The 23,920-nt window shown below is 71.2% G+C and carries 22 protein-coding genes; 2 read left to right on the top strand and 20 right to left on the bottom strand.

What is annotated here, in order from left to right; translation table 11 throughout:
* Positions 1 to 10: 10 nt before the first annotated feature.
* The 10 genes from OOK07_RS07010 to rpe all read right to left on the bottom strand — a co-directional run bounded on the left by OOK07_RS07010 (position 11) and on the right by rpe (position 9,411).
* The gene (locus OOK07_RS07010; protein ID WP_266677935.1) at positions 11 to 799 is read right to left on the bottom strand and encodes a carbon-nitrogen hydrolase family protein; all 789 of its coding nucleotides are present in this window, start codon (positions 797 to 799) and stop codon (positions 11 to 13) included.
* A gap of 486 nt (positions 800 to 1,285) precedes the next feature.
* Positions 1,286 to 1,489 carry a hypothetical protein gene (locus tag OOK07_RS07015; protein ID WP_266795555.1) on the bottom strand — a complete coding sequence of 68 codons (204 nt, stop codon included), beginning with the start codon at positions 1,487 to 1,489 and terminating at the stop codon, positions 1,286 to 1,288.
* Between the two features lie 157 nt (positions 1,490 to 1,646).
* A complete protein-coding gene (locus tag OOK07_RS07020; RefSeq protein ID WP_266795557.1) occupies positions 1,647 to 2,855 on the bottom strand; it encodes an MFS transporter in 1,209 nt (402 codons plus the stop codon).
* Positions 2,856 to 3,001: 146 nt separating this feature from the next.
* On the bottom strand, positions 3,002 to 3,454 hold the full coding sequence (locus OOK07_RS07025; RefSeq protein WP_266677937.1) for an Lrp/AsnC family transcriptional regulator: 453 nt from the start codon (positions 3,452 to 3,454) through the stop codon (positions 3,002 to 3,004).
* A 10-nt stretch (positions 3,455 to 3,464) separates the two neighbouring features.
* A complete protein-coding gene (locus OOK07_RS07030; RefSeq protein ID WP_266795558.1) occupies positions 3,465 to 4,949 on the bottom strand; it encodes an amino acid permease in 1,485 nt (494 codons plus the stop codon).
* 264 nt (positions 4,950 to 5,213) lie between these two features.
* The gene (locus OOK07_RS07035; RefSeq protein WP_266801910.1) at positions 5,214 to 6,656 is read right to left on the bottom strand and encodes a GuaB1 family IMP dehydrogenase-related protein; all 1,443 of its coding nucleotides are present in this window, start codon (positions 6,654 to 6,656) and stop codon (positions 5,214 to 5,216) included.
* 151 nt (positions 6,657 to 6,807) lie between these two features.
* A complete protein-coding gene (locus OOK07_RS07040) occupies positions 6,808 to 7,125 on the bottom strand; it encodes a barstar family protein (protein ID WP_266795560.1) in 318 nt (105 codons plus the stop codon).
* On the bottom strand, positions 7,122 to 7,550 hold the full coding sequence (locus tag OOK07_RS07045; RefSeq protein WP_266795562.1) for a guanyl-specific ribonuclease: 429 nt from the start codon (positions 7,548 to 7,550) through the stop codon (positions 7,122 to 7,124). Before OOK07_RS07045 ends, OOK07_RS07040 begins: the two co-directional genes overlap by 4 nt.
* A 40-nt stretch (positions 7,551 to 7,590) precedes the next feature.
* Positions 7,591 to 8,634, bottom strand: coding sequence for a sugar-binding transcriptional regulator (locus OOK07_RS07050; RefSeq protein WP_266795563.1), 1,044 nt, complete (start codon positions 8,632 to 8,634; stop codon positions 7,591 to 7,593).
* A gap of 90 nt (positions 8,635 to 8,724) precedes the next feature.
* Positions 8,725 to 9,411 carry a ribulose-phosphate 3-epimerase gene (gene rpe / locus OOK07_RS07055; RefSeq protein WP_266677947.1) on the bottom strand — a complete coding sequence of 229 codons (687 nt, stop codon included), beginning with the start codon at positions 9,409 to 9,411 and terminating at the stop codon, positions 8,725 to 8,727.
* 134 nt (positions 9,412 to 9,545) lie between these two features.
* Between rpe and OOK07_RS07060 the strand changes: the two genes are divergently transcribed.
* On the top strand, positions 9,546 to 11,711 hold the full coding sequence (locus OOK07_RS07060; protein ID WP_266795565.1) for an MMPL family transporter: 2,166 nt from the start codon (positions 9,546 to 9,548) through the stop codon (positions 11,709 to 11,711).
* Here OOK07_RS07060 and OOK07_RS07065 read toward each other — a convergent pair.
* Together OOK07_RS07065 and fmt are read right to left on the bottom strand one after the other, a co-directional pair.
* A complete protein-coding gene (locus tag OOK07_RS07065; protein WP_266677951.1) occupies positions 11,692 to 13,119 on the bottom strand; it encodes an RsmB/NOP family class I SAM-dependent RNA methyltransferase in 1,428 nt (475 codons plus the stop codon). The genes OOK07_RS07060 and OOK07_RS07065 overlap by 20 nt on opposite strands.
* Before the next feature lie 109 nt (positions 13,120 to 13,228).
* On the bottom strand, positions 13,229 to 14,158 hold the full coding sequence (gene fmt, locus OOK07_RS07070) for a methionyl-tRNA formyltransferase (RefSeq protein WP_266677953.1): 930 nt from the start codon (positions 14,156 to 14,158) through the stop codon (positions 13,229 to 13,231).
* A 291-nt stretch (positions 14,159 to 14,449) separates the two neighbouring features.
* On the opposite strand from fmt, the gene OOK07_RS07075 reads away from it, so the two are divergent.
* Positions 14,450 to 14,983, top strand: coding sequence for a hypothetical protein (locus OOK07_RS07075; RefSeq protein WP_266677955.1), 534 nt, complete (start codon positions 14,450 to 14,452; stop codon positions 14,981 to 14,983).
* 204 nt (positions 14,984 to 15,187) lie between these two features.
* Here the strand turns inward: OOK07_RS07075 and OOK07_RS07080 are convergent, their stop codons facing one another.
* From OOK07_RS07080 to OOK07_RS07115, 8 genes are all read right to left on the bottom strand, one after another.
* Positions 15,188 to 17,341 (bottom strand): primosomal protein N', encoded by a 2,154-nt coding sequence (locus OOK07_RS07080; protein WP_266795568.1) that lies wholly within the window; start codon positions 17,339 to 17,341, stop codon positions 15,188 to 15,190.
* Between the two features lie 179 nt (positions 17,342 to 17,520).
* Positions 17,521 to 18,729, bottom strand: a complete 1,209-nt coding sequence (gene metK / locus OOK07_RS07085) for a methionine adenosyltransferase (protein ID WP_266677964.1) — start codon at positions 18,727 to 18,729, stop codon at positions 17,521 to 17,523.
* A 263-nt stretch (positions 18,730 to 18,992) separates the two neighbouring features.
* The gene (gene coaBC, locus OOK07_RS07090) at positions 18,993 to 20,195 is read right to left on the bottom strand and encodes a bifunctional phosphopantothenoylcysteine decarboxylase/phosphopantothenate--cysteine ligase CoaBC (RefSeq protein ID WP_266677966.1); all 1,203 of its coding nucleotides are present in this window, start codon (positions 20,193 to 20,195) and stop codon (positions 18,993 to 18,995) included.
* A 135-nt stretch (positions 20,196 to 20,330) separates the two neighbouring features.
* On the bottom strand, positions 20,331 to 20,603 hold the full coding sequence (gene rpoZ / locus OOK07_RS07095) for a DNA-directed RNA polymerase subunit omega (RefSeq protein ID WP_067025681.1): 273 nt from the start codon (positions 20,601 to 20,603) through the stop codon (positions 20,331 to 20,333).
* Positions 20,604 to 20,656: 53 nt separating this feature from the next.
* Positions 20,657 to 21,250 (bottom strand): guanylate kinase, encoded by a 594-nt coding sequence (gene gmk, locus OOK07_RS07100; protein WP_266677971.1) that lies wholly within the window; start codon positions 21,248 to 21,250, stop codon positions 20,657 to 20,659.
* A gap of 60 nt (positions 21,251 to 21,310) precedes the next feature.
* Positions 21,311 to 21,634: an integration host factor gene (locus OOK07_RS07105; RefSeq protein ID WP_003977346.1), complete on the bottom strand. Its 324-nt coding sequence runs from the start codon at positions 21,632 to 21,634 to the stop codon at positions 21,311 to 21,313.
* Between the two features lie 311 nt (positions 21,635 to 21,945).
* The gene (gene pyrF / locus OOK07_RS07110) at positions 21,946 to 22,791 is read right to left on the bottom strand and encodes an orotidine-5'-phosphate decarboxylase (RefSeq protein ID WP_266677973.1); all 846 of its coding nucleotides are present in this window, start codon (positions 22,789 to 22,791) and stop codon (positions 21,946 to 21,948) included.
* Positions 22,788 to 23,894, bottom strand: coding sequence for a quinone-dependent dihydroorotate dehydrogenase (locus tag OOK07_RS07115; protein WP_266677975.1), 1,107 nt, complete (start codon positions 23,892 to 23,894; stop codon positions 22,788 to 22,790). The genes pyrF and OOK07_RS07115 overlap by 4 nt, the downstream gene beginning before the upstream one ends.
* Positions 23,895 to 23,920: the final 26 nt, after the last annotated feature.

Consider the following 23,920-nt stretch of genomic DNA (forward strand, 5'->3'; position numbering starts at 1 on the left):
TCGGCCGGGTTCAGACCAGGGACCCGTAGAGACCGGGGCGGCGGTCCTTCAGGTACGGGTTCGCCTCGCGGGATGCGGCGAGGAAGGCGGGGTCGGCGTCGGCGAGCACGAGTTGCTCGCCGCGTCCGGCGCGGGCGCGGGCGACCCCGTCGGGGCCGGCCAGCGCGGAGAGGCCGACGAAGTCGAACTCCCCTTCCTGTCCGACCCTGTTGACGTATGCGACGTACATCTGGTTCTCGAAGGCGCGCACCGGGATCATCGACTCGGCGACGAACTGGAACGGGTGCATCTGCGCGGTCGGCACGACGAGCAGGTCGGTGCCGGTGAGGGCGTGGGCGCGGACGTTCTCCGGGAACTCGACGTCGTAGCAGATCATGAGGCCGACGCGGAGGCCGTTCAGCTCGGCCTGGACGACCGGCTGCTCCCCCGGCGTGAAGTGGTCGCGCTCGAAGCCGCCGAAGAGGTGGGTCTTGCGGTAGTTCGCGAGGCGGTCGCCGCCGGCGGAGATCAGCTGGGCGGAGTTGAAGACGGTGTCGCCGTCACGCTCGGGGTAGCCGTAGGCGATCGCGAGCCCGTGCCGGGAGGCGATGTCGGCGATCGTGTCCGCGGAGTCGCCGTCCGCGGGTTCGGCGAGGCGGCCGATGTCGTCGCCGATCGCGTACCCGGTGAGGAACATCTCCGGTGCGGCCAGCAGCACGGCGCCCGCGGCGGCGGCACGGCCCGCGGCCGCGTCGAGGACCTTGAGGTTCTCGGCGACCGAGCCGGGGCGGCCGGAGCTCTGGAGCAGGGCGGTGCGCATGCGTGTTCCTCAGCGGTACGTATGGGTTTGGGGGCCAGATAGACGGTACGGGCGGGGGGCTCGGGCGGACAAGGCGGAGCCGTTGCGCGCCGGTGCGCGGATCGTTGCGTACGCCATCGGTCCGGCGGCGATTCGTTGCGCGCCTGCGGGCGTAGCTCCGGTCCTCCTTAAGGTGCAGGTCAGTACAAGGGCCCGCACCCGGCGCTTCCCAGCCTCGGGCCGGGGGACCCTCGGAGCACGCACCGGACGCCGCTCCTTACGGGCAAACGTTGCCCGCCGGGGCTCGCGCTACAGCTCGCGCAGCCGCTCGACGATCTCCCGCAGCAGCTCGGGATCGGCGCGGTACGGTGCGTCGCCGCCGCGTAGGGCTGTGACCTGCGACATCAGATCGGCGCGGTGCTGGTCGGAGGGGCGGGTGCGGCCACCGGTGACGGTGTTAGGGGCGTACCAGCGCCCCCGTCTCGTCCTCGTACCAGTGCTCGTCGCTCACGGCAGGGACGCCCGTACCGACACGCCCTCCGCCCCCTGGGCACCGAAGCCCTGCCTACGGCGGCTCGTGCCCAAGTACGTGGCCGCGAGCCGCCGTTCGATCTGGATCTGCCCGATCGCCGTGTCGACGGGGGTGCCGAACTCCTCGTAGACGTCCTGCACCCGGACGAGCGACCGCAGTTCGCCGGTGACGGAAACCATGGCGAAACCCACAGCACCAGCAGGGCGAGCACCGGAGCGAGCGCGAGTACCACGATCCGGGCGCGGACCGTTCTGGGACGGCCGATGAGCCGGCGCATGCTCTCCCCCTGGAGTGTTACTCGCCAGTGTTACCCGTCGGTAGCGATCGCCGCACAACCTACGGGATGCTGCGCCGGGACCGCAATGGCCGCCCGAGCACCAGCAGCACCGCCGTCGCCAGATACGGCAGCGCGAACAGGGCGAAGGCGGTGCTGTGCGCGGCTCTCGTCTCGACGGCCGCGTATCCGCCGTACACCGCGACCGTGGCAAGGTCGCTGCCCAGGCCCGCGAACGAGGTCAGGGTGGCTCGGCGCTTGTCGTCGATGCACTGCTGGAGCCGGACGTCGGCCAGCACCGTCGCCAGCTGGAAGCCGCCGAAGGCGAGGGCCACGAGGCCCAGTGCGACGGGGGTCCCGGCCGCGGCGCCCACGGCCAGGGCGAGCGCGGCGCCCACGAGGACGGCCGCCAGTCCCGGCGTGCCCATGCGTTCGCACCTCGCGGCCAGCAGGCTCCCGGCTGTGGCTCCCGCCCAGATCAACAGGAGCAGACAGGGGACGGTCACCTCGGCCACCCCGGTGTCCCGCACCAGCAGTGGCGTGTACTCGTCGAGCGCCTCCCACACGGATCCGACCGCCGGGACGAGCAGCAGCGCGCCGCGCAACGACCGGCTGCGACGGACCTCGGCGAGCCCGTCCCGCAGGGTCATGGCCCAGCCGTCACCCGCGGTTTCCGGCTCCACCCGGTTCTCCGGGAACCGGGTCGCCGTCGCGGCGCTCGCCAGACAGGCCAGTACGCTCGCCGCGCCCACGGCCGGGTAGCCGCCCCAGGCGAACACGGGTCCGGCGAGTGCCAGAGCCGCCATGATCGCGATGTGCCCCGCCGCCCTGGCCCGGCCCATGATCCGGGCGTACCGCTCGGCCGCGCCGAGCCGCTCCAGTTCCTCGTACACCAGCGCCTCCAGCGCACCGGAGCCGAGCGCTCCGCGCGCGCCCCACAGGACGAAGCCGAGGGCGAAGGCCCAGTACGACGGGGTGAGGATCCACAGCGCGAAGCCCGCGGCGGTGAGCAGCGGGCCCAGCCGGAGCAGCAGCCGCCGGGAGACGGCGTCGGCCCAGGCGCCGGAGGGCACCTCCAGCACGACGCCCGTGATCGACCAGATGGCGAACAGGGAGGAAATCTGCCAGACGGACAGGCCGGTGTCGCTGAACAGCAGGGCGTACACCGGGTAGAGCAGGACGAAGTCGTCGAGGAACGCGTAGCCGTACAGCGTGGCCGTGAGGCGGCGGATGCCGGCGGTGACGGGCACGCGCGCAGGTGAGAGTGTCATGGGGCCTTCCCGCAGGGACGGATCGGATGCCGGAGGTACGGCGTCCGAGGCGGTCCTCGGGAGGCACGGCTGGTGGATCAATGTCGCCAGGTCATGTCACCGATGGTAGGCGGACCTGGCACGTTCGTCAGGTGACTTTCCCGCCCTCAGGTCGGCGACCCCGACGAGAAGCGGCGCAGCAGCGGTGACAGCACCAGCACGGACTTGGTGCGCTCGACGAAGGGCTCCCCCGCGATGCGCTCCAGGACTCGTTCGAAGTGCCGCATGTCGGAGGCGAAGACCTGGACGATCGCGTCCGCGTCGCCGGTGACGGTCGACGCGGCCACGACCTCCTGGTAGCGCTCAAGGCCCCGCCGGATGGTGTCCGGCGAGGTGTTGTGGCGGCAGTAGATCTCGACGAACCCCTCGGTCTCCCAGCCCAGGGCCGCCGGGTCCACCCGTACGGTGAAGCCGGTGATGGCCCCGGTGGCGCGCAGCCGGTCCACGCGCCGCTTCACGGCGGGCGCGGACAGGCCGACGAGCTGCCCGATGTCCGCGTAGGAACGGCGGGCGTCCTCGGCGAGGGCGTGCACGATGCGTTCGTCGAGATCGTTCAGCACTGCTGGTCGTTCACTTCTCTTCAGGCGCGAGAACTTCTGGCGTGGCAAGGCGGGACCGGCGGTAGCCGTACCCGAAGTAGAACACGAGCCCCACCGCCATCCAGCCCCCGAAGACGATCCAGGTGACGGCGGACAGGCTGCCCATCATCCAGACGCAGAACGCGAGCCCCAGGGCCGGCAGGACCGGCGACAGCGGGACACGGAAGGTACGGGGCATCTCCGGGCGGGTCCGGCGCAGCACGACCACGGCGATGTTGACCAGCGCGAAGGCGAAGAGCGTGCCGATGCTGGTGGCGTCGGCGAGCTGGCCGAGCGGAATCGCGGCGGCGAGGACACCGCAGAACAGGGACACGATGACCGTGTTGGCGCGCGGCGCACCGCTCTTCGGGTGGACCTTCGCGAACACCTTGGGGGCCAGGCCGTCCCGGGCCATCGCGAAGAGGATGCGGGTCTGGCCGTAGAGCACGGTCAGTACGACGCTCGCGATGGCGATGACCGCGCAGGCTGCGAGCAGGGTGCCCCAGAAGGTCTGGCCGGTGACGTCGCGCATGATCTGGGCGAGCGCGGCCTCCGAGTCGTTGAACCGCCGCCAGGGCTTCGCGCCGACGGCGACCGCTGCGACCAGCACGTAGAGCGCGGTGACGATGACGAGCGACAGCATGATGGCCCGCGGCAGGTCGCGCTGTGCGTTCTTCGCCTCCTCACCGGCGGTGGAGGCGGCGTCGAAGCCGATGTAGGAGAAGAAGAGCGTGGCTCCGGCCGCGCTGACGCCCGCCATACCCAGCGGCATGAAGTGCTGGTAGTTCCCGGACCTGAAGCCCTGGATGCCGATGGCGCAGAACAGCACCAGCGCGGCGATCTTCACACAGACCATGATCGTGTTGGCGCGCGCGGACTCCCGGGCGCCGCCCAGCAGGAACGCCATGGCCAGCAGGACGACGATCAGGGCGGGCAGGTTGAAGATGCCGCCGTCGCCGGGCGGCGCGGACAGGGCGTCCGGGATCGTGACGCCTATGGTCCCGTCGAGCAGTTCGTTGAGGTACTCGCCCCAGCCGACTGCCACGGCGGCGACCGAGACGCCGTACTCCAGGACCAGACACCAGCCGCAGATCCAGGCGATCAGCTCACCCATCGTTGCGTATGCATACGAGTAGGAGGACCCTGCGACCGGAATGGTGCCCGCCAGCTCCGCGTAGGAGAGGGCCGAGAACAGCGCCGTCAGACCGGCGATCACGAAGGAGAGGGTGACGGCCGGGCCGGCCTTGGGGACGGCTTCGCCGAGGACCACGAAGATGCCGGTGCCGAGGGTGGCGCCGATGCTGATCATGGTGAGCTGCCACAGCCCGAGGGAGCGGCGAAGGCTCCCTCCCTCGCCCTGGCCGCCCTCCGCGACCAGGCGTTCCACAGGCTTGCGACGCATGAGGCGCGCGCCGACGCCCGGGGACGGTGGGGCGTGGGTGGTGTGGCCTTGCGGGGGTGCGCCTTGGTCGAGCACGCGCGGCCGAGCAGCTTCGACGCGGGTCGAGTGCCTCCACGGCCAGGGACTCGCGCATGCGCGGCTCGTCGAGACGGGCCGCGGCGGTCAGGAGCGTGTACTGCGGCTCGATGCTCCGAGGTGTCGTCATGCATCCAGGTTTGTGTCAGGACCGCTTGACGCCACGAGGGCTTGACGTGGTCCCGGGCATGCCGACGGCCCCCGATCTTCCCGACGGGACCGCTTCCCGAGGGGACAACAGGGGCCGTACGCAAGGGAGTTCACTCAGCTCCAGCTGGCGTGCAGCGGCTTGCCCTCCGCGTAGCCGGCGGCGCTCTGGATGCCGACCACGGCCTTCTCGGCGAACTCCTCCAGGGAGCCGGCGCCGGCGTAGGTGCAGGAGGAGCGGACGCCCGCGATGATCGAGTCGATCAGGTCCTCGACGCCGGGACGGGCCGGGTCGAGGAACATGCGGGAGGTCGAGATGCCCTCCTCGAACAGCGCCTTGCGGGCGCGGTCGTACGCCGACTCGTCCGACGTGCGGTTGCGGACCGCGCGCGAGGACGCCATGCCGAACGACTCCTTGTAGAGCCGGCCGCTCGCGTCCTGCTGAAGGTCGCCAGGGGATTCGTACGTGCCCGCGAACCACGACCCGATCATCACGTTGGACGCACCGGCCGCGAGCGCCATGGCCACGTCGCGCGGGTGGCGGACACCGCCGTCGGCCCACACGTGCTTGCCGTACTTCTTCGCCTCCGCCGCGCACTCCAGGACCGCGGAGAACTGCGGCCGGCCGACGCCGGTCATCATGCGCGTGGTGCACATGGCGCCGGGGCCCACACCGACCTTGATGATGTCCGCGCCGGCCTCGATCAGATCCCGCACGCCCTCCGCGGCCACGATGTTGCCGGCGACGATCGGGACCTGCGGATCGAGCGCCCGCACGACCTTGATCGCGCTGATCATCGACTCCTGGTGACCGTGCGCCGTGTCGATGACGAGCGTGTCGACGCCCGCGTCGAGCAACTGCTTGGCCTTGCCCGCGACATCGCCGTTGATGCCCACGGCGGCGGCGAGACGCAGCTTGCCCTGCGCGTCCACGGCGGGCGAGTACAGCGTGGCGCGCAGGGCGCCCTTGCGGGTGAGGATGCCGGCGAGCTTGCCGTCCTTGTCGACGGCGGGCGCGTAGCGGCGGTTGGCCGCGTCGAGGCGGTTGAACGCTTCGCGCGGGTCGATGTCGGCGTCCAGGAGCAGCAGATCGCGGGACATGACGACCTCGAGCTGGGTGAAGCGGTCGACGCCGGTCAGGTCCTGGTCGGTGACGACGCCCACGGGCCTGCCGTCCTGGTCGACGACCACACCGGCGTTGTGCGCGCGCTTCGGCAGCAGGGCCAGCGCGTCGGCGACGGTCTGGTGCGGGGCGAGCACGATCGGGGTGTCCAGGACGTGGTGGCGGCTCTTCACCCAGGTGACGACGTCGGTGACGACCTCGATCGGGATGTCCTGCGGGATGACCACGAGGCCGCCGCGCCGGGCCATCGTCTCGGCCATACGGCGGCCCGCGATGGCGGTCATGTTGGCGACGACCAGCGGGATGGTGGTGCCCGTGCCGTCCGGGGAGCTGAGGTCCACGCCCTGCCGCGAGCCGACGGCGCTGCGGCTCGGGACCATGAAGACGTCGTCGTACGTCAGGTCGTACGGGGGCTGGATGTCGTTGAGGAAACGCACGTGCTGCACATCCCAGTCGATCAGAGGCGGCCCCCGGACAGGTCTGCCAGAGGGAAGAGCACGTACTTCATTGTCCCATGTCGGCCGGAATGCGTTGCCCGGTCGAATCATCCAGGCAGGTCAGGGGCGCTTTCAGAGGAACCTCCAAGCCCTATCGCGCCGCACTCCCGAGAGCGAGCGCCACGCAGAGCGCGGGCGTCCGGTCGACGGCCTCGGAGAAGACCTCCTGAGCGGTCTGCCACTCCTCCGGCCGCGCCTTCGCATACGGCCGCCAGTTCCGTACGACGACCAGCAGCCCCCGCTCCACCGCGCCCTCGGGCCAGACCGTGTGGTCGGCGAGGCTGTCCACAAGGGCGTCCCAGTTGCGGCCGAACCAGTCGGGCAGCCGCAGGGCGAGCGCGGAGCGCTCCATCAGACCCGCCTTGTCCGTGACCCCGTCGAGGTCCAGCATGACCACGAGTTCCGTCATCTCAACACCGCCCTGAACGATTCGTAGTGATCATCGGTGTAGTAGATCTCGCCGCCCTGCCCGGTGACAATGCGCCGGGCTCCGCGGTCGCGCGAGCCGGGCGTCCTGACGGTGTATTCGTGGTAGTAGCCACGCTGCTGCCCGGGCAGCAGCCCCTCGTAGTTCCCGAACACGACGCCGTCCCTGGCGTACGGGAAGGGCCCGCCCTTGTCGATGAGCGCGAGCGTCTGCCGCGCCTCGGCGGGGAGTTGGGACGCCTGGACGGTGGCCAGGTCGCCGACCCATGCGGGAGTGGCGGCAGTTGACCGGCCGCCTGTCGTCCCCGATGTCCCAGATGTCCCCGTTGTCGACGAACACCCCGTCAGAAGGACGACGAGACAGACCAGAACCCCGGCCAGCACCCTGGGGACGAACCGCAGCATCATGCCGTCGATGCTGCCACGGCCGCCCCCTCCTGACCTCCCGTCAGGCCCCGTCCGGATCCGCCCGGTTGAGCGCCGGCTTCGGAGCCTGACCCGACGTCATCAGCACGTCCGCGGCCGACGTGTCCGTCACCAGGCTGGTGACGAGCCCGGAGCGCAGCACCGCGTCGATCGCGGAGGCCTTGCGCGCGCCGCCCGCGATCGCGACGACCTCGGGAACACGGCGGAGCTGGTCGGTCTTGACCGTGATGCACCGCTCGCCGAGGTCACGTCCGACCCGGCGGCCCTCGGTGTCGAAGAGGTGCGCGGACATCTCGGCGGCGACACCGAGCGAGGCGTAGTGCGCACGCTCCTCGTCGCTGAGCATGTCGTGCACCGTCGAGATGCCGGGCTCCCAGGAGCCGATGGAGACACAGGCGACGGTGACCTTGTCGAAGTACTCGAAGGCCCGCGCGATCCCGGTCTGGTTGCGCAGCGCCGCCGCGGTCGCCGCGTCCGGCAGCAGCATCGGCGCGTAGATCGGGTGGGCGTCGCCGCCGGACACCTGCGCGGCGCGGCGCACGGCCTCGACGGATCCGCGCTCGGCGGTCCCTGCGTCGTACACACCCGTCAGCTGCACCACCGTGCACGGCGGCAGCCGGTCGAGCGCGGCAGCCATGTGAATGGTGGAGCGGCCCCAGGCAAGGCCGAGGACATCGCCCTCGTTGACGAGCTCACCGAGCAGGTCGGCGGCCACCTCACCGAGGTTCTCGGGGTCGGGCGACTCCTCTGCGTCGGCGGGGGACTCCACCACTACGGCGTGCCTGAGGCCGTAGCGGGCACGCAGCGCGTCCGAGCGCTCCGCGTCCAGCTCGGCCGGGACGCGGATCTCGATCCGCACGAGATCCCGTTCGAGAGCCGTCTCCAGGACCCGGGCCACCTTGAAGCGGCTGACGCCGAACTCCTCCGCGATCTGGATCTTGGACTTGCCCTCGAGGTAGAAGCGGCGGGCCATGGCCGCCGCCTGCACCAGCTCAGCGGGTCCCATCCGCACTGCTGACCGGCCCGCCGACATACCCGACACGGCGATCTCCTCACTGCTGTTCACGCTCTGGATTCGCCGTTCATCCTTGCAGATCCGGCGTACTTGATCCGCCCCGATGGGCGGCGTTCACGTAGCTGTTCACGTTCCTGTTGGTCAGTGGTCGCATGCCCAGGACGCCTGGGCGGTCACCTTCTCCGCCTGGGTGCGCAGTGCACGTACCGCTTCGGCCGGGTCCTCGGCCCCGTACACCGCCGAACCGGCGACGAAGACGTCGGCGCCGGCCTCCGCGCAGCGCTCGATGGTGGAAGCGGAGACTCCGCCGTCGATCTGCAGCCACAGCTCCAGGCCGTGCTTCCTGATCAACTCGCGGGTGCGGCGAATCTTGGGGAGCATGATGTCGAGGAAGGCCTGCCCGCCGAAGCCCGGCTCCACCGTCATGATCAGCAGCATGTCGAGCTCGGGGAGCAGGTCCTCGTAGGGCTCGATGGGCGTCGCGGGCTTCAGGGCCATGGAGGCGCGAGCGCCCTTGGCCCGGATCTCCCGGGCGAGCCGCACGGGCGCGGCGGCCGCCTCGACGTGGAAGGTGACGGACGATGCCCCCGCTTCGACGTACTGCGGAGCCCAGCGATCGGGGGCCTCGATCATCAGATGGCAGTCCAGCGGGGTGTCCGTCGCACGGGCCAGGGACTCTACGACCGGCACACCGAGCGTGAGGTTCGGGACGAAATGGTTGTCCATGACGTCTACGTGGAGCCAGTCGGCTCCCTCGACCGCCTTCGCCTCGTCCGCGAGGCGGGCGAAGTCGGCGGACAGGATGCTGGGGTTGATCTGCACGGCCATGCCCCAAGCCTGCCATGTCCGGGCACGTTTGTTCGCGCCGGTCCAGACCTAAGCCGTTCATCGGATGTTGTGCGCGGACGGCGCGTGCCATGCTGGGCCGCCGATCGGCACCACGTACGTCCACGGGGGTCGCCATGACGGACGGCAAAGGACATGGGCGCCATGTGCGTCAGGGTCTCATCGGATTCCTGACCGGGCAGCGCAGCAAGTGGGTCATCGTGGCCCTGTGGCTGGTGGTGCTCGTGGTCGCGGCGCCGCTCGCCTCGAAGCTCACCGATGCGCAGGACAACGACGCGGCCTCCTGGCTGCCGGGCTCCGCGGAGTCCACGCAGGTCCTGAACACTTCCAACGAGTTCAGGCCGGAGCAGATCCCAGCCGTCGTCGTCTACGCGCGCGAGGGCGGACTCACCGCCCAGGACAAGGACAAGATCGCGCAGGACGCCGACCGGATCAGGAAGCTGACCGCGCACGGCATCCGGGGCCCGGAGACGCGCGGCCCCGTCTACAACAAGCGTTCGGCACCCGAAGCGGCCCAGATCTACGTGCCGATCACGATGGACGAGAAGGGCTGGCAGGAGATCACGCCCGCCGTCGACTCCCTCCGCGACCAGACCGGCCGGAGCACAGGCGATCTGGCCGTGCACATCACCGGGCCCGGCGGCACCTCCGCCGACTTCTCCAAGGCCTTCGAGGGCATCGACTCGACGCTGCTGCTGTCGGCGATGGGCGTCGTCATCGTGATGCTGCTGATCACCTACCGCAGCCCGACCCTGCTGCTCGTCCCGCTGATCGGCGTGGTCGTCTCCCTGTTCACCGCACAGGCGCTGGTCTATCTGCTGGCCACACACGCGGGCCTGACGGTCAACGGCCAGAGCGCGGGCATTCTGACGGTGCTCGTCTTCGGCGCCGGGACGGACTACGCCCTGCTGCTGGTGGCACGTTACCGGGAGGAACTGCGCCGCCACGAGGACCGCCACGAGGCGATGGCCCTGGCCCTGCACCGCGCGGGCCCGGCCGTACTGGCGTCCGGCGCGACCGTCGTGATCAGCATGCTGGTGCTGCTGGCCGCCGAGATGAACTCGACGCGGGGCCTCGGCCCGGTCGCCGCCATCGGCGTGGCCGTCGCGCTCCTCGTGATGCTCTCCCTCTTCCCCGCCCTGCTGCTGATCTGCGGCCGCTGGATCTTCTGGCCGGTGATCCCGCACTTCGGCTCGGCCGACCCCACCGAACGCGGGGTGTGGGCCCGTATGGGACACAGCATCGCCCGCCGCCCGCGCACCGTCTGGGCCGCCACGGCCCTGGCACTGGCCGTCGTCTCCCTCGGCCTCCTCCAGATCCGTGCCGAGGGCCTCGGCAACGCGGACGCCTTCACCGGTAAACCGGACTCGATCACCGGTCAGGAGATCTCGGCCCGCTACTTCCCGGCCGGCAGCGGCGACCCCTTGGTCGTCATCGCCAACCAGGCGCAGGGCACGCAGGTACGCGACGCGGTCGCCTCCACCAAGGGCGTGGTGCCGAGCAGTCTCGCCGTGCCGCCCGGCACCAAACCGACGCACGACGGCCAGATCCTGTTCGAGGCGACGATGACCGATCCGTCCGACAGCGCCGCCGCGAAAGACACGGTCGACCGGGTCCGTGACGCCGTGCACGCCGTGCCGGACGCGGACGCTCAGGTGGGCGGCGGAACCGCCGCGCTGCTCGACATGGACGCGGCGACCAAGCACGACAACCTCGTGATCATCCCGGCGGTCCTGGCGGTCGTCCTGCTGATCCTGGGGCTCCTGCTGCGCGCCCTGGTGGCCCCACTGCTGCTGATCGGCACGGTGGTGCTGTCCTTCACGGCCGCCCTCGGCGCCAGCGCGCTCGCCTTCCGGCACATCTTCGACTACGCAGGCGAACAGACGGACTTCCCGCTGTTCGTCTTCGTGTTCCTGGTGGCCCTGGGCATCGACTACAACATCTTCCTGACCACCCGTATCCGCGAGGAGGCCGGCCACCAGGGCACCCGGACGGGCGTGGTGACGGGCCTCGCCGCGACGGGCGCTGTCATCACCTCCGCCGGCCTCGTCCTGGCCGGCACCTTCGCCGCCCTCGGCACCCTGCCGATGGTCGCCTTCGCCGAGATCGGCTTCGCGGTCGCGCTCGGCGTCCTGCTGGACACCTTCGTCGTACGGTCGGTGCTGGTCACGTCACTGTTCCTGGACGTGGGCCCGAAGGTGTGGTGGCCGCATCGGCTGGCGCAGGAGGACGGCGGCGCCTCGGTGACCGAGGCGGAGCGGGTCAGCCAGTCCTCCGAATGAGGGCCAGATACATGGCGTCGGTCCCGTGCAGGTGCGGCCACAGCTGTACGTCCGGACCTGCGCCGAGGTCCGGCACGCCCGGCAGGAGCGGACGGGCGTCGACGAGTTCGGCGCCCGGGTGCTGCTTGAGCAGGTCGTCGACGACGGCCCTGGTCTCGGCCAGGTGCGGCGAGCAGGTGGCGTAGCCGACGACGCCGCCGACCCGTACGGCGTCCAGGGCGGAGCGCAGCAGGGCGCGCTGGAGCGGCCCGAACTGGTCCAGGTCCTCGGGACGGCGCCGCCAGCGCGCCTCGGGCCGCCGCCGCAGCGCGCCGAGCCCGGTGCAGGGCACGTCCATCAGCACCCGGTCGAAGGAGCCGGGCCGCCACGGCGGGCGGGTCCCGTCGGCGGTGATGACCTGGTAGGGGCCGGGGTTGCCGCGCAGCGCCTTCGCGACCAGGCCGGCCCGGTGCGGCTGCTTCTCGGAGGCGAGCAGGGTCGCCCCCCGCTCGGCGGCCAGTGCCCCGAGCAGCGCCGCCTTCCCGCCGGGCCCGGCACACCCGTCGAGCCACTTCTCGTCCGGCCCGTCCAGCGGGGCGCCGGCCAGCGCGAGCGCCACGAGCTGACTGCCCTCGTCCTGCACTCCCGCACGATTGTCCCGCACGGCCTCGATCGCACCGGGCTCACCGCCTTCGGTGAGCCGTACGGCATACGGCGACCAGTGCCCGGCGACCGCGGCCTCCTCCCGGAGCAACTCCTCGGTCGTGGCCCGCCCGGGCCGCGCGACCAGGGTCACCTCGGGCCGCTCGTTGTCCGCCGCCAGCAGCCGCTCGATGCCGGCCCGGCCGCCGCCGAGGGAGTCCCACAGCGCGGACACGACCCAGCGTGGATGCGAGTGGACGACGGCGAGGTGATCCTCGGGGTCGTCCTCGTAGGGCGGCGCGACCTTCTCGATCCAGCCGCCGAGATCGTCCTGCGCGACCTTCCGCAGCACGGCGTTGACGAACTTGGCCCGCCCGTCACCGAGCACCACCCGGGCCAGCTCGACCGAGGCGGACACGGCCGCATGGGTCGGGATCCGCGTCCCGAGCAGCTGGTGCACCCCGAGGCTCAGCACGTCCAGTACAGGCGGGTCGACCTCGCGCAACGGCCGGTCCACACAGGCGGAGATGACGGCGTCGTAGGTCCCCTGCCACCGCAGCGTCCCGTACACCAGCTCCGTCGCGAGCGCCGCATCCCGCCCGTCGAACGTGTCGGGCCCCTCCTTCTCCCGTGCTTTGCGCAGCAACGGCGGCAGAACGAGGTTGGCGTACGCGTCCCGCTCGTCCACAGCCCTCAGCGCCTCGAAGGCGAGCATGCGGACGGGGTCCTTCTTGGGCCGCCGATAGGGCTTGGGGGACTTGCGGGGCGCAGGGGAGGTGTCACTCACGAAAAAGGTGCTCCGGTATGTCTGGTCGGGCTACGCGCCAAGCCTACGTCCCGCCCACCACGCCGCCACCTCCCGCCCACCACGCCGCCACCTCCCGCCCACCACCCTGCTACCCGAGGGACTCCCCGTCGGCGATCCGCACGCCCCGCGCCCAGTCCGCCGCCCGCATCGGCTTCTTGCCCTGGGCCTGAACCCACAGGAGCTCGACGGCGTACGAACCAGTGCCGACGTGCACGCTGTTCTTGCCGACGGCGAGCTGCCCGGGCGCGAGGTCGGTCCGCTCCGGCACGGGCGTGACCTGGATCAGCTTGAGCCGCTCCTCCCGGAAGGTGGTCCAGGCGCCGGGCGCCGGGGTGCAGGCGCGCACGACCCGGTCGACCCGCAGCGCCGGGGTGGCCCAGTCGACCTGGGCGTCCTCGACGGTGATCTTCGGCGCGGTGGTGATGCCCTCGGCCGGCTGCGGTACGGCCTTCAGCGTGCCGTCCTCTATGCCGTCCATGGTCGCGGCGAGCAGCCCGGCGCCGGCGAAGGCGAGCCGGGTCAGCAGGTCGCCGCTGGTGTCGGTGTGCCGGATCTCCTCGGTGACGGTGCCGTAGACCGGCCCGGAGTCGAGGCCCTCCTCGATGAGGAAGGTGGAAGCCCCCGTGATCTCGTCCCCGGCCATGATGGCGTGCTGCACGGGCGCGGCGCCGCGCCAGGCCGGCAGCAGGGAGAAGTGCAGGTTGACCCAGCCCTGGGCGGGGACGTCGAGGGCGACGCGGGGCAGCAGGGCGCCGTAGGCGACGACGGGACAGCAGTCGGGGCCGATCTCCCGCAGCCGCTCGAGGAATTCCGGGTCCCGCGGCTTGACCGGCCTCAGCACCTCGATCCCGGCCTCCTGGGCCCGCTGCGCCACGGGGGACGCCACCAGCCTGCGTCCCCGCCCGGCCGGCGCGTCGGGCCGCGTGACGACGGCGGCCACCTCGTGCCGCCCGGAGGCGATGAGAGCGTCCAGAGCGGGAACGGCGACCTCGGGGGTACCGGCGAAGACGAGCTTCATGGGTGGGCGGGGCCTCTCGGACGGGGGCTGTTGCGGCGACATGCAAGTCTATGACCTCGCCCGGCAGGCTCCAGGACCACGCCGTGAAAGCCTTACCGCCACCTGTGCCGACGGGAAGGACTCGGGCGAGGTCCGCAGCGGGAACCGGCACCTGGGGGCGTATGCATATGCCCCCACGCCCCCAGACCGTGACCCCCGAAGCAAAAACACGTTGGTCAAGAAAGATTGACCACAACGGGCCGCGATCGCGCGGCCCGGATCCTTTTCAACGCCGGTTCGAGAGGCTTGTTCATGGCCGACCACGCAACCTACGACGCCCAGGCTCGGGCCAGCCTGCACTTGCTGGTGCGGGACATCGAGCGGGTCCGCCGGCAGGTGGACGCACTGCGCACGCTCACCGCCCAGCTGGGCAACGTCTACCGCCCTCGCCGCTCGGGCCCCTCCACGGGCTTCGTCGTCTACGGACGCGCTCCCGCCCCTACGGTCCGTCTCGCGCAGGAGCTGCGCGACAGTGTCGAGACCCTGGTCACGGCCGCTGTCGACTTCGACCGCTCCCTCGGCTTCTCGTGGGACGCGGTGGGTTCCGCACTCGGGGTCACCAAGCAGGCGGTGCACCGCCGTTACGGCGCGCGTCGGGCCGCGGCCCAGGCGGCCGCCGAAGCCGAGCGGACCGCCGAACCGGCGGGATCCCTGCCGGTCGGCGTGAACACCGGTCTGCCGACGGTCCCCGCCGCCCGTTCCATGCCGACCCAGCCGACGGCCGGCAGCCCCACCCTCCGCGACGAGGTCAGGCCGACGGCGTTCCCCGGCCCCCGCAACGGCTGAGCCACCTTCCTCCCCTGCCCTCCCGGCACGCATCCGGGAGGGCAGACGCATGTGGTGGGCCATGCCTGAATGCGCGTGGGGAGGCCTGTCTGGACGCAGGCAGTGCGGCACGCGGAGCCACGCCCGAGGAACTCGGCCACCCCTCGCCGACGCCATGCGCCCTCGCGACACCGCGCGCCCTCACCCGCCGCAGGACGAGCCACCTCACCCGATGTCGGGCGGATCGATCCGCACCCGGACCACGGCCTCCCCGGCCCCCCGGGCCATCCGCGCCGCCTGCGCGGCCTTCAGGGCCGAGGCCAGCGCGGCCCCACTGCCCGGCGGCACCCGCACAAGGGCCCGCTGCCAGTGCTCACCGGCAGGCGGCGCCCCCACCCGCCGCGGCCGCCCGGTCACCGTGACCGGCACCGGCACGGGCCCCAGCACCTCGGCCTCCCGGGGCAGTTCGACCGTACGCAGGAATTCGGCGACCGCCTCCCCCTCCCCGGACAACGCCGCCATCCGCGACACCGGCGGAAAGCCGAGCTCGGCCCGCTCGGCGAGTTCCCGCACGGCATGGCCGACGGGATCCCAGCGCACCAGCGCCTGCACGGGCCGCAGTGTCGGCTCGGCGACGACGACCACGGTGCCGTCGGCGCCCTGCGGCCGGACGAGCGAGGCAGCCGCCATCCATCGCCGCAGCGCGTCCTCACCGGCGCGCAGATCGGGCCGCCCGAGCATGGCCCAGCCGTCGAGCAGCAGCGCCGCCGCGTATCCGCCCTCGGCGACGGGCTCGGCCCCCGGCGTGCTCACGATCAGTGCGGGTGCGTCCGGCACGGTGTCCAGCACATGCTCACGTCCGGAGGTCCGCACCGGCACGGCGGGAAACGCCCGCCCCAGTTCCTCGGCCGTGCGCCGCGCCCCCACGACCTGCGCCCGCAACCGGAATCCGCCGCACTCCGGACAATGCCAGCCGCTCTCGTCCCTTCCGCACCATCCGCACCGCAGCGCGGCGCCCGCCTCCTGTCCCTCCATCGGCCCGGAGCAGTGCCGGCAGCGCGCGGGCGCCCGGCAGCCGGCACACGCCATCCGAGGGACGTACCCGCGCCGAGGCACCTGCACGAGCACCGGCCCGTGCCGCAACCCGTCTCTGACCGCCTGCCAGGCGAGCGTGGGCAGCCGGGCCGCCCGGGCGGCCTCGTCCCGCGCGAGATCCTGGTCCCCGACGGTCCGTACGAGCGGAGCGGCCGCCCGCACCTGTTCCCGTACGGCGACGAGCGGCAGGGCCCAGCCGCTCTCGACCAACTGTGCGGCCTCCACGGTGCAGCTCCAGCTGCCCAGCAGGAACCCGCACTTGTCCAGCGCGGCCCGCAGCAGCAGGACTTCCCGTGCGTGCGGCTGGGGCGCGTGCTGCTCGCTGTGGCTGTCGTCCCCGTCGTCCCAGATGGCGACAAGACCGAGGTCCCGGACCGGTGCGAACATGGCGGCGCGGGTGCCGATGACGGCCCGCACCGCTCCCCGCCGCACCGCGAGCCACTCCCGGTAGCGCTTCTCGGGTCCGGCGTCGGCGGTGAGCACCGCGTGCCGACCCTCCCCCAGCAGCGCGGTCAGCGCGGCGTCGGCCCGCGCGACCGCCCGCCCGTCCGGCAGCACCACCAGGGCGCCCCGCCCGGAGGCCAGGGCCGCCGCCACGGCACGCGCCAGCTCATCGCTCCACTCGGGTCCGGGCAGCGCGTTCCAGACCGCGCGCGGCGCACCCCCCGACGCCAGCGACTCCAGAAACGCCGCCCCCCGCTCGTACCGCGCCCAGGACTCCGCCTCCGGGATTCCCGGGGCCGGCATTGGCTCGGGGGAGGGCCGCTGCTCGGCCCGCGCGCTGCGCGGCGGCACGGCCAGCTGAAGGACATCGGCAAGGCTCCCCGCGTACCGATCGGCAACGGCACGGGCCAGCCCGAGCAACTCCTCGCTCAGCACCCGCTCGGGAGAGACGACCTGCGCCAGCGCGGCCAGCGGCCCGGAGTAGTCGGACTCCGCGAGCCGCTCGACGAGAAACCCGTCGATCAGCCCTCCGCCCTCACGCCGCCCGTCCCGCACCCGATGCCGCCCGGCTCCGAAGCGCACGCGCACGCGCACCCCGGGCTGCGCGTCCGCGTCCAGTTCCTCGGGCACGGCGTAGTCGAAGTACCGGTCAAGATGCAGCACACCCTTGTCGACCAGGACCCGCGCGACGGGCAACTCCTTGGCCAGCGCGGCACCCCGCCACGTCCGCGGCTTGGCCCTGGGCACCTCGGCGTTGCGCACGGTTTCCCGGATCAGCGCAAGCTGCTCGGGCGGCGCCCCCTCGACGCCGCCGTCCACCGCCCCGTCCTCGCTGCTCACACCTGCATTCTTACCAAACGGCACTGACAACCGACGGCGGCCCCAGATCCGTCCGAACGCGCACGAGACCCACGCATCACGATCTGGACGTCACGATCTGCGCGTCACACGCGCCGCAGACACGCCGAGGCCCGGCCCCCCAAGGGAGCCGGGCCTCGCCAAGCGTCGTGTCGCGGAACTCAGAGCCCCGCCGCCTTGCGCAGTGCGTCCACGCGGTCCGTCTTCTCCCAGGTGAACTCCGGGAGCTCGCGGCCGAAGTGGCCGTAGGCCGCGGTCTGGGCATAGATCGGGCGGAGCAGGTCGAGGTCGCGGATGATCGCTGCCGGGCGAAGGTCGAAGACCTCGTCGATGGCCTTCTCGATCTGTTCGGTGTCGACCTTGGCGGTGCCGAAGGTCTCCACGAAGAGACCGACCGGCTCGGCCTTGCCGATGGCGTACGCGACCTGGACCTCGCAGCGGGAGGCCAGGCCGGCGGCGACGACGTTCTTCGCCACCCAGCGCATCGCGTACGCGGCGGAGCGGTCGACCTTGGACGGGTCCTTGCCGGAGAAGGCGCCGCCGCCGTGGCGGGCCATGCCGCCGTACGTGTCGATGATGATCTTGCGGCCGGTGAGGCCGGCGTCACCCATCGGGCCGCCGATCTCGAAGCGGCCGGTGGGGTTGACCAGGAGACGGTAGCTGTCCGTGTCCAGCTTGATGCCGTCGTCCAGGAGAGCCTTCAGCTCCGCCTCGACGACGAACTCGCGGATGTCGGGAGCGAGGAGCGACTCCAGGTCGATGTCGCTCGCGTGCTGCGAGGAGACGACCACGGTGTCGAGGCGGACGGCCTTGTCGCCGTCGTACTCGATGGTGACCTGCGTCTTGCCGTCGGGCCGCAGGTAGGGGATGGTGCCGTTCTTGCGGACCTCGGAGAGGCGCTTCGACAGGCGGTGCGCCAGGAAGATCGGCAGCGGCATCAGGGTGGGGGTCTCGTCGGTCGCGTAGCCGAACATCAGACCCTGGTCGCCCGCGCCCTGGCGGTCCAGTTCGTCCTCGTCGCCCTCGACACGGTTCTCGTACGCCGTGTCGACACCCTGCGCGATGTCCGGGGACTGCGCGCCGATGGACACCGAGACGCCGCAGGAGGCGCCGTCGAAGCCCTTCTTGGAGGAGTCGTAGCCGATCTCGAGGATCTTGCTGCGGACCAGGGTCGCGATGTCCGCGTAGGTCTTGGTGGTGACCTCACCGGCGACGTGGACCAGGCCGGTGGTGATCAGCGTCTCGACGGCGACCCGGGAGGTCGGGTCCTCGCGCAGAAGCGCGTCGAGAATGGTGTCGCTGATCTGGTCAGCGATCTTGTCGGGGTGACCCTCGGTCACGGACTCCGAGGTGAACAGGCGACGGGACACAACGCTCCCTGGGGTTGCAGCGGCTGCTGGCTGATCATTGGCGGACGGGCCCGGTGGCTGCGCCCGGCATCGTCCGAGAACAGTTTATCGGTCGTACTCGTTCATCGGCCTCCCTGTCTCGCCTCTCGGGAGGGCTGTGACCTGCGGCACGGGCATTCTGCCCAATTACGTGCGGCCTTGGCCAGGGCCGCCACGCCCCGGTGGCAGAGGTTTCGCGCCCCTGAAGCAGACGTTTCGAGGGGACCGAGAAGCGACTGAAACATTCAGCCGAGGCGTTCCGCCACCAGGTCCCAGACGGTTTCGGCCAAGTGTTCCTTCGGACCGTGCGGTACGGGGGTCTCGGTGCCGTCGGCGCCCAGCACCACGGCCTCGTTCTCCTCGGAGCCGAAGGTCTTGCGCTCCCCCACCTCGTTCACGACCAGCAGGTCGCAGCCCTTGCGCTCCAGCTTGGTACGGCCGTTGGCCAGGACGTCGTCGGTCTCGGCGGCGAAGCCGACGATCACCTGTCCGGGGCGGGCGCGCTCCGCCGAGATCTCGGCGAGGATGTCCGGATTCCGCACCAGCACGATGGGGTCCGGGTCCTGGCCGTCCTTCTTCTTGATCTTTCCGGCGGCGTATGTCTGCGGACGGAAGTCCGCTACCGCGGCCGCCATCACGACGGCGTCGGCCTCAGGGGCCGCCTTCAGGACCGCCTCGCGCAGCTGCACGGCCGTGCCGACCTGGACGACGTCCACACCGGCCGGGCCGGGCAGCACGGTGTTCGCGGCGATGAGCGTGACGCGGGCGCCGCGGGCGGCGGCGGTGCGGGCGAGGGCGTAGCCCTGCTTGCCGGAGGAGCGGTTGCCGAGGAAGCGCACCGGGTCGAGGGGCTCGCGGGTGCCACCGGCGCTGACGACGACGTGCCGGCCGGCGAGGTCCGGCTCCCGCACTCCCCTGGCGAGCACGCGGCGGCACACCTCGAAGATCTCCGCCGGGTCGGGCAGCCGCCCCTTGCCGGTGTCGACGCCGGTCAGGCGGCCGACGGCCGGTTCGATGACGACGGCGCCGCGCCGCCGCAGAGTCGCCACGTTCTCCTGGGTGGCCGGGTGCTCCCACATCTCCGTGTGCATGGCGGGCGCGAAGACGACAGGACAGCGGGCCGTCAGGAGCGTGTTGGTGAGCAGGTCGTCGGCCAGGCCGTGGGCGGCCTTCGCGAGGATGTCAGCGGTCGCCGGGGCGACGACGACCAGGTCGGCGTGCTGCCCGATCCGGACGTGCGGGACCTCGTGCACGTCGTCCCAGACCTCGGTGGAGACGGGGTGGCCGGAGAGGGCGGACCAGGTGGCGGCGCCGACGAAGTGGAGCGCGGAGGCAGTGGGCACGACGCGGACGTCATGGCCCGACTCGGTCAGTCTGCGCAGCAGCTCACAGGCCTTGTAGGCGGCGATACCGCCACTGACCCCCAGCACGACCTTGGGCTTGTCCACCGTCTCTCCCCGGCTCGGCAACGTACGACCCCATGCTGCATCACGGCGGGGAACGTCCCCCGCACTCCCGCCAGACCACAGGCCCGGCAGTCGCGCTGCCGGGCCTGTGGAAAAGCCGATCGAAAACCGGAAACGCTACTGCGCGGGGCCCTCGATGGCCTCGGACGTCAGCAGTCCGGCGTTGATCTCACGCAGGGAGATCGAGAGCGGCTTCTCGTGGACGTGGGTGTCGACCAGCGGACCGACGTACTCGAGGAGGCCCTCGCCGAGCTGCGAGTAGTACGCGTTGATCTGGCGGGCACGCTTGGCCGCGTAGATCACGAGGCTGTACTTCGAGTCGGTGGCCTCGAGGAGCTCGTCGATCGGAGGGTTGATGATGCCCTCGGGCGCGGAGATGGAAGAGGACACGCTCTACCTTCCGATGGATGGGAAAAGATCGGTCGTGATCACAACACCTGTGATCACACAACATCCATCAAGGCTAGCAGCTCGCGAGCCACGTCCTCGACGGAGGTGTTGACCAAGGTCATGTCGAACTCCGGCTCGGCCGCCAGCTCGATCTTCGCCGCGTCGAGACGGCGCTCGATCACCTGGGGCGGCTCGGTTCCCCGACCGGTGAGCCTGCGCACCAGCTCCTCCCAGGAGGGTGGAGCCAGGAACACCAGCCGACCCTCCGGCATGGTCTCGCGGACCTGCCGGGCGCCCTGGAGATCGATCTCCAGGAGAACGGGCACGCCGTCCTCCAGGTGCTCCAGCACGGCGGCACGCGGGGTGCCGTAGCGGTTGCCGGCGAACTCGGCCCACTCCAGCAGCTCGCCGTTGGCGATCAGCTTGTCCATCTCCTCGTCGGAGACGAAGAAGTAGTGGACACCGTGCTTCTCGCCGGGGCGTGGCGTACGGGTCGTCGCCGACACCGAGAGCCAGACCTCGGGGTGTTCCCTGCGCATATGGGCGACGACCGTGCTCTTGCCGACCCCGGAGGGGCCGGAGAGCACGGTCAGCCGCGGACGTACGTCCGGGGGCTCGGGGGTCGTCCCCCGGAATGTTGCAGCCATACAGCGATTATTCCAGCAATCCCGGAGTGCCCGGGACTCCTGGTCCGGCGTGAGCCGGACTCAGGAGCCGGTGCTGCCGAACTCACGCTCCAGAGAGGCGATCTGGTTGGAACCGAGACCACGCACACGGCGGCTCTCGGAGATGCCCAGTCGCTCCATGATCTGCTTGGCGCGGACCTTGCCCACGCCCGGCAGCGACTCGAGCAGGGCGGAGACCTTCATCTTGCCGATGACGTCGTTTTCCTGGCCCTGCTTGATGACCTCGTGCAGGGAGGCGCCGGAGTGCTTGAGTCGATTCTTGACCTCGGCCCGCTCCCGGCGAGCCGCGGCGGCCTTTTCGAGCGCGGCTGCGCGCTGTTCAGGGGTAAGGGGCGGAAGAGCCACGCCTACGTCACCTCGGATGTCGAACTGTCGGATACGGACCGGTGAGGAACCTAGTCGCCCCTCACCTGGGGAGCCACGAACAACACGCTCGCCCGTTGACTCTCGTCGGAGACTAGCGGGCAAGTCCGCCAGAGTCAGCGAGAACAGCGGAAAAGTCCTGGTCAGCCTCCGTCAGGCCGGACATTTAGGACATAATGCCCAGGATTTGAGGATGTATTCAGACTCAAGTGGGCCTCGCGCCACTCGTCCGGGCACTCAGCGGAGGAGCCGAGCGAGCGTCTCGAACACCGACGACGACCGTCACGAACGTCTCATACGGTCGCCACGGCGGCCCTGATCTCCTCCGCGAAGCGGTCCGCGGCCGCGCGCAGCGCCCCGGCGTCGGGACCGTGCCGCAGCACCCCCCGGCTGACGTTCGGCACGACGTTGCGCACCGCCGCCCCGAAGACACCGGGAAGGTCGGCCGCGGTGGCGCCCTGGGCTCCGATGCCGGGTGCCAGGAGCGGCCCGTTGATGCCCAGGTCGTAGGACGACAGATCGCCCAGCGTGGCGCCCACGACGGCCCCGAAGGACCCCAGGGGCTGCTCCCCCTCGTTCTCGGCGGCTAGGTGCGCGAGCATCGTCGCTCCGACGTTCCGTCCGTCCGCGCGCACCGCGTGCTGCACCTCACCGCCCTCAGGGTTGGACGTGAGCGCGAGCACGAACAGGCCCGAGCCGCTCTCCCGGGCGAGCGCGAGGGCCGGCGAGAGCGATCCGTAGCCGAGGTAGGGCGAGACAGTGAGCGCGTCCGAGAAGAGCGGGGAGTCCTTGCGCAGGAAGGTCTCGGCGTACGCGGCCATGGTCGAGCCGATGTCGCCGCGCTTGGCGTCCATCACGACCAGCGCCCCGGCCGCCCGGGCCTCTTCCACCGACTTCTCCAGGACGGCGATGCCACGGGAGCCGAAGCGCTCGAAGAACGCGCTCTGCGGCTTCAGGACGGCGACCCGGTCGGCGGTCGCCTCCACCACCGTGCGGCTGAACCGCTCCAGGCCCGCGACATCGTCGTTCAGGCCCCACTCCGCGAGCAGGGACGCGTGCGGGTCGATACCGACGCACAGCGGCCCACGCTGGTCCATCGCGTGGCGCAGACGGGTGCCGAAGGGTTCGAGAGCACTCACGTGGTCTTCCTTGCGTCGGCGCCGACCGCGTCGGCGAGGGTGGCGTACGGGCTGGTGGCGAGGCGGGCAGCGAGGCCCTTGTGGATGGCGCGGCCCCAGAAGGGGCCCTCGTAGATGAAGGCGCTGTAGCCCTGGACCAGCGTGGCGCCGGCCAGGACGCGCTGCCATGCGTCCTCGGCGTTCTCGATGCCGCCGACGCCCACGAGGGTGATGCGGTCGCCCACGCGCGCGTACAGGCGCCGCAGCACCTCCAGGGAGCGGGCCTTCAGCGGCGCGCCGGACAGCCCGCCGGTCTCCTTCACCAGCGAGGGTTCGGATTTCAGACCGAGCCCCTCGCGCGCGATGGTGGTGTTCGTGGCGATGATCCCGTCCAGGCCGAGTTCGACGGCGAGGTCGGCGACGGCGTCCACGTCCTCGTCCGCGAGGTCGGGCGCGATCTTCACGAGCAGGGGGACACGGCGGGAGGTCACCGTACGGTCGGCGGCCTCGCGCACGGCGCTCAGCAGCGGGCGCAGCGCCTCGGTGGCCTGCAGGTTGCGCAGTCCGGGGGTGTTCGGGGACGAGACGTTCACCACCAGGTAGTCGGCGTACGGTGCCAGCCGCTCGGTGGACTTCACGTAGTCCGCGGTGGCCTCGTCCTCCGGCACGGCCTTGGTCTTGCCGATGTTGACGCCGACGACGGTCCGGAAGACCGGCTCACGGGACGCCAGACGGGCCGCCACCGCCATCGAGCCCTCGTTGTTGAAGCCCATGCGGTTGATCAGCGCCCGGTCCTTCAAGAGCCGGAACAGCCGCTTTCTGGGGTTGCCGGGCTGCGCCTCCCCGGTCACGGTGCCGATCTCGACGTGGTCGAAGCCGAGCATCGACATGCCGTCGATCGCGACGGCGTTCTTGTCGAAGCCGGCGGCGAGCCCGAAGGGGCCGTGCATGCGCAGCCCGAACGCCTCGGTGCGCAGTTCCTTGTGGCGAGGGGCGAGCGCGGCGGCGACGAAAGTGCGCAGCACGGGGACGCGGACGGCGCGGCGGATCCAGCGGAAGGCCAGGTAGTGGGCCCGCTCCGGGTCCATCCGCTTGAAGACGAGGTTGAAGAAGATCTTGTACATGGTGTCCTCACGAAGAGGGGGACACC

Source organism: Streptomyces sp. NBC_00078, assembly GCF_026343335.1.
Classification (GTDB): Bacteria; Actinomycetota; Actinomycetes; order Streptomycetales; family Streptomycetaceae; genus Streptomyces.

Bases quoted from the DNA above. Each gene is read 5' to 3' on its own strand.
- OOK07_RS07010 (WP_266677935.1), bottom strand. From the start codon at position 799: ATGCGCACCGCCCTGCTCCAGAGCTCCGGCCGCCCCGGCTCGGTCGCC.
- OOK07_RS07015 (WP_266795555.1), bottom strand. From the start codon at position 1,489: ATGGTTTCCGTCACCGGCGAACTGCGGTCGCTCGTCCGGGTGCAGGAC.
- OOK07_RS07020 (WP_266795557.1), bottom strand. From the start codon at position 2,855: ATGACACTCTCACCTGCGCGCGTGCCCGTCACCGCCGGCATCCGCCGC.
- OOK07_RS07040 (WP_266795560.1), bottom strand. From the start codon at position 7,125: ATGACGGAACTCGTGGTCATGCTGGACCTCGACGGGGTCACGGACAAG.
- OOK07_RS07045 (WP_266795562.1), bottom strand. From the start codon at position 7,550: ATGATGCTGCGGTTCGTCCCCAGGGTGCTGGCCGGGGTTCTGGTCTGT.
- rpe (WP_266677947.1), bottom strand. From the start codon at position 9,411: ATGGCCGTGCAGATCAACCCCAGCATCCTGTCCGCCGACTTCGCCCGC.
- OOK07_RS07060 (WP_266795565.1), top strand. From the start codon at position 9,546: ATGACGGACGGCAAAGGACATGGGCGCCATGTGCGTCAGGGTCTCATC.
- fmt (WP_266677953.1), bottom strand. From the start codon at position 14,158: ATGAAGCTCGTCTTCGCCGGTACCCCCGAGGTCGCCGTTCCCGCTCTG.
- OOK07_RS07075 (WP_266677955.1), top strand. From the start codon at position 14,450: ATGGCCGACCACGCAACCTACGACGCCCAGGCTCGGGCCAGCCTGCAC.
- gmk (WP_266677971.1), bottom strand. From the start codon at position 21,250: ATGGCTGCAACATTCCGGGGGACGACCCCCGAGCCCCCGGACGTACGT.
- OOK07_RS07115 (WP_266677975.1), bottom strand. From the start codon at position 23,894: ATGTACAAGATCTTCTTCAACCTCGTCTTCAAGCGGATGGACCCGGAG.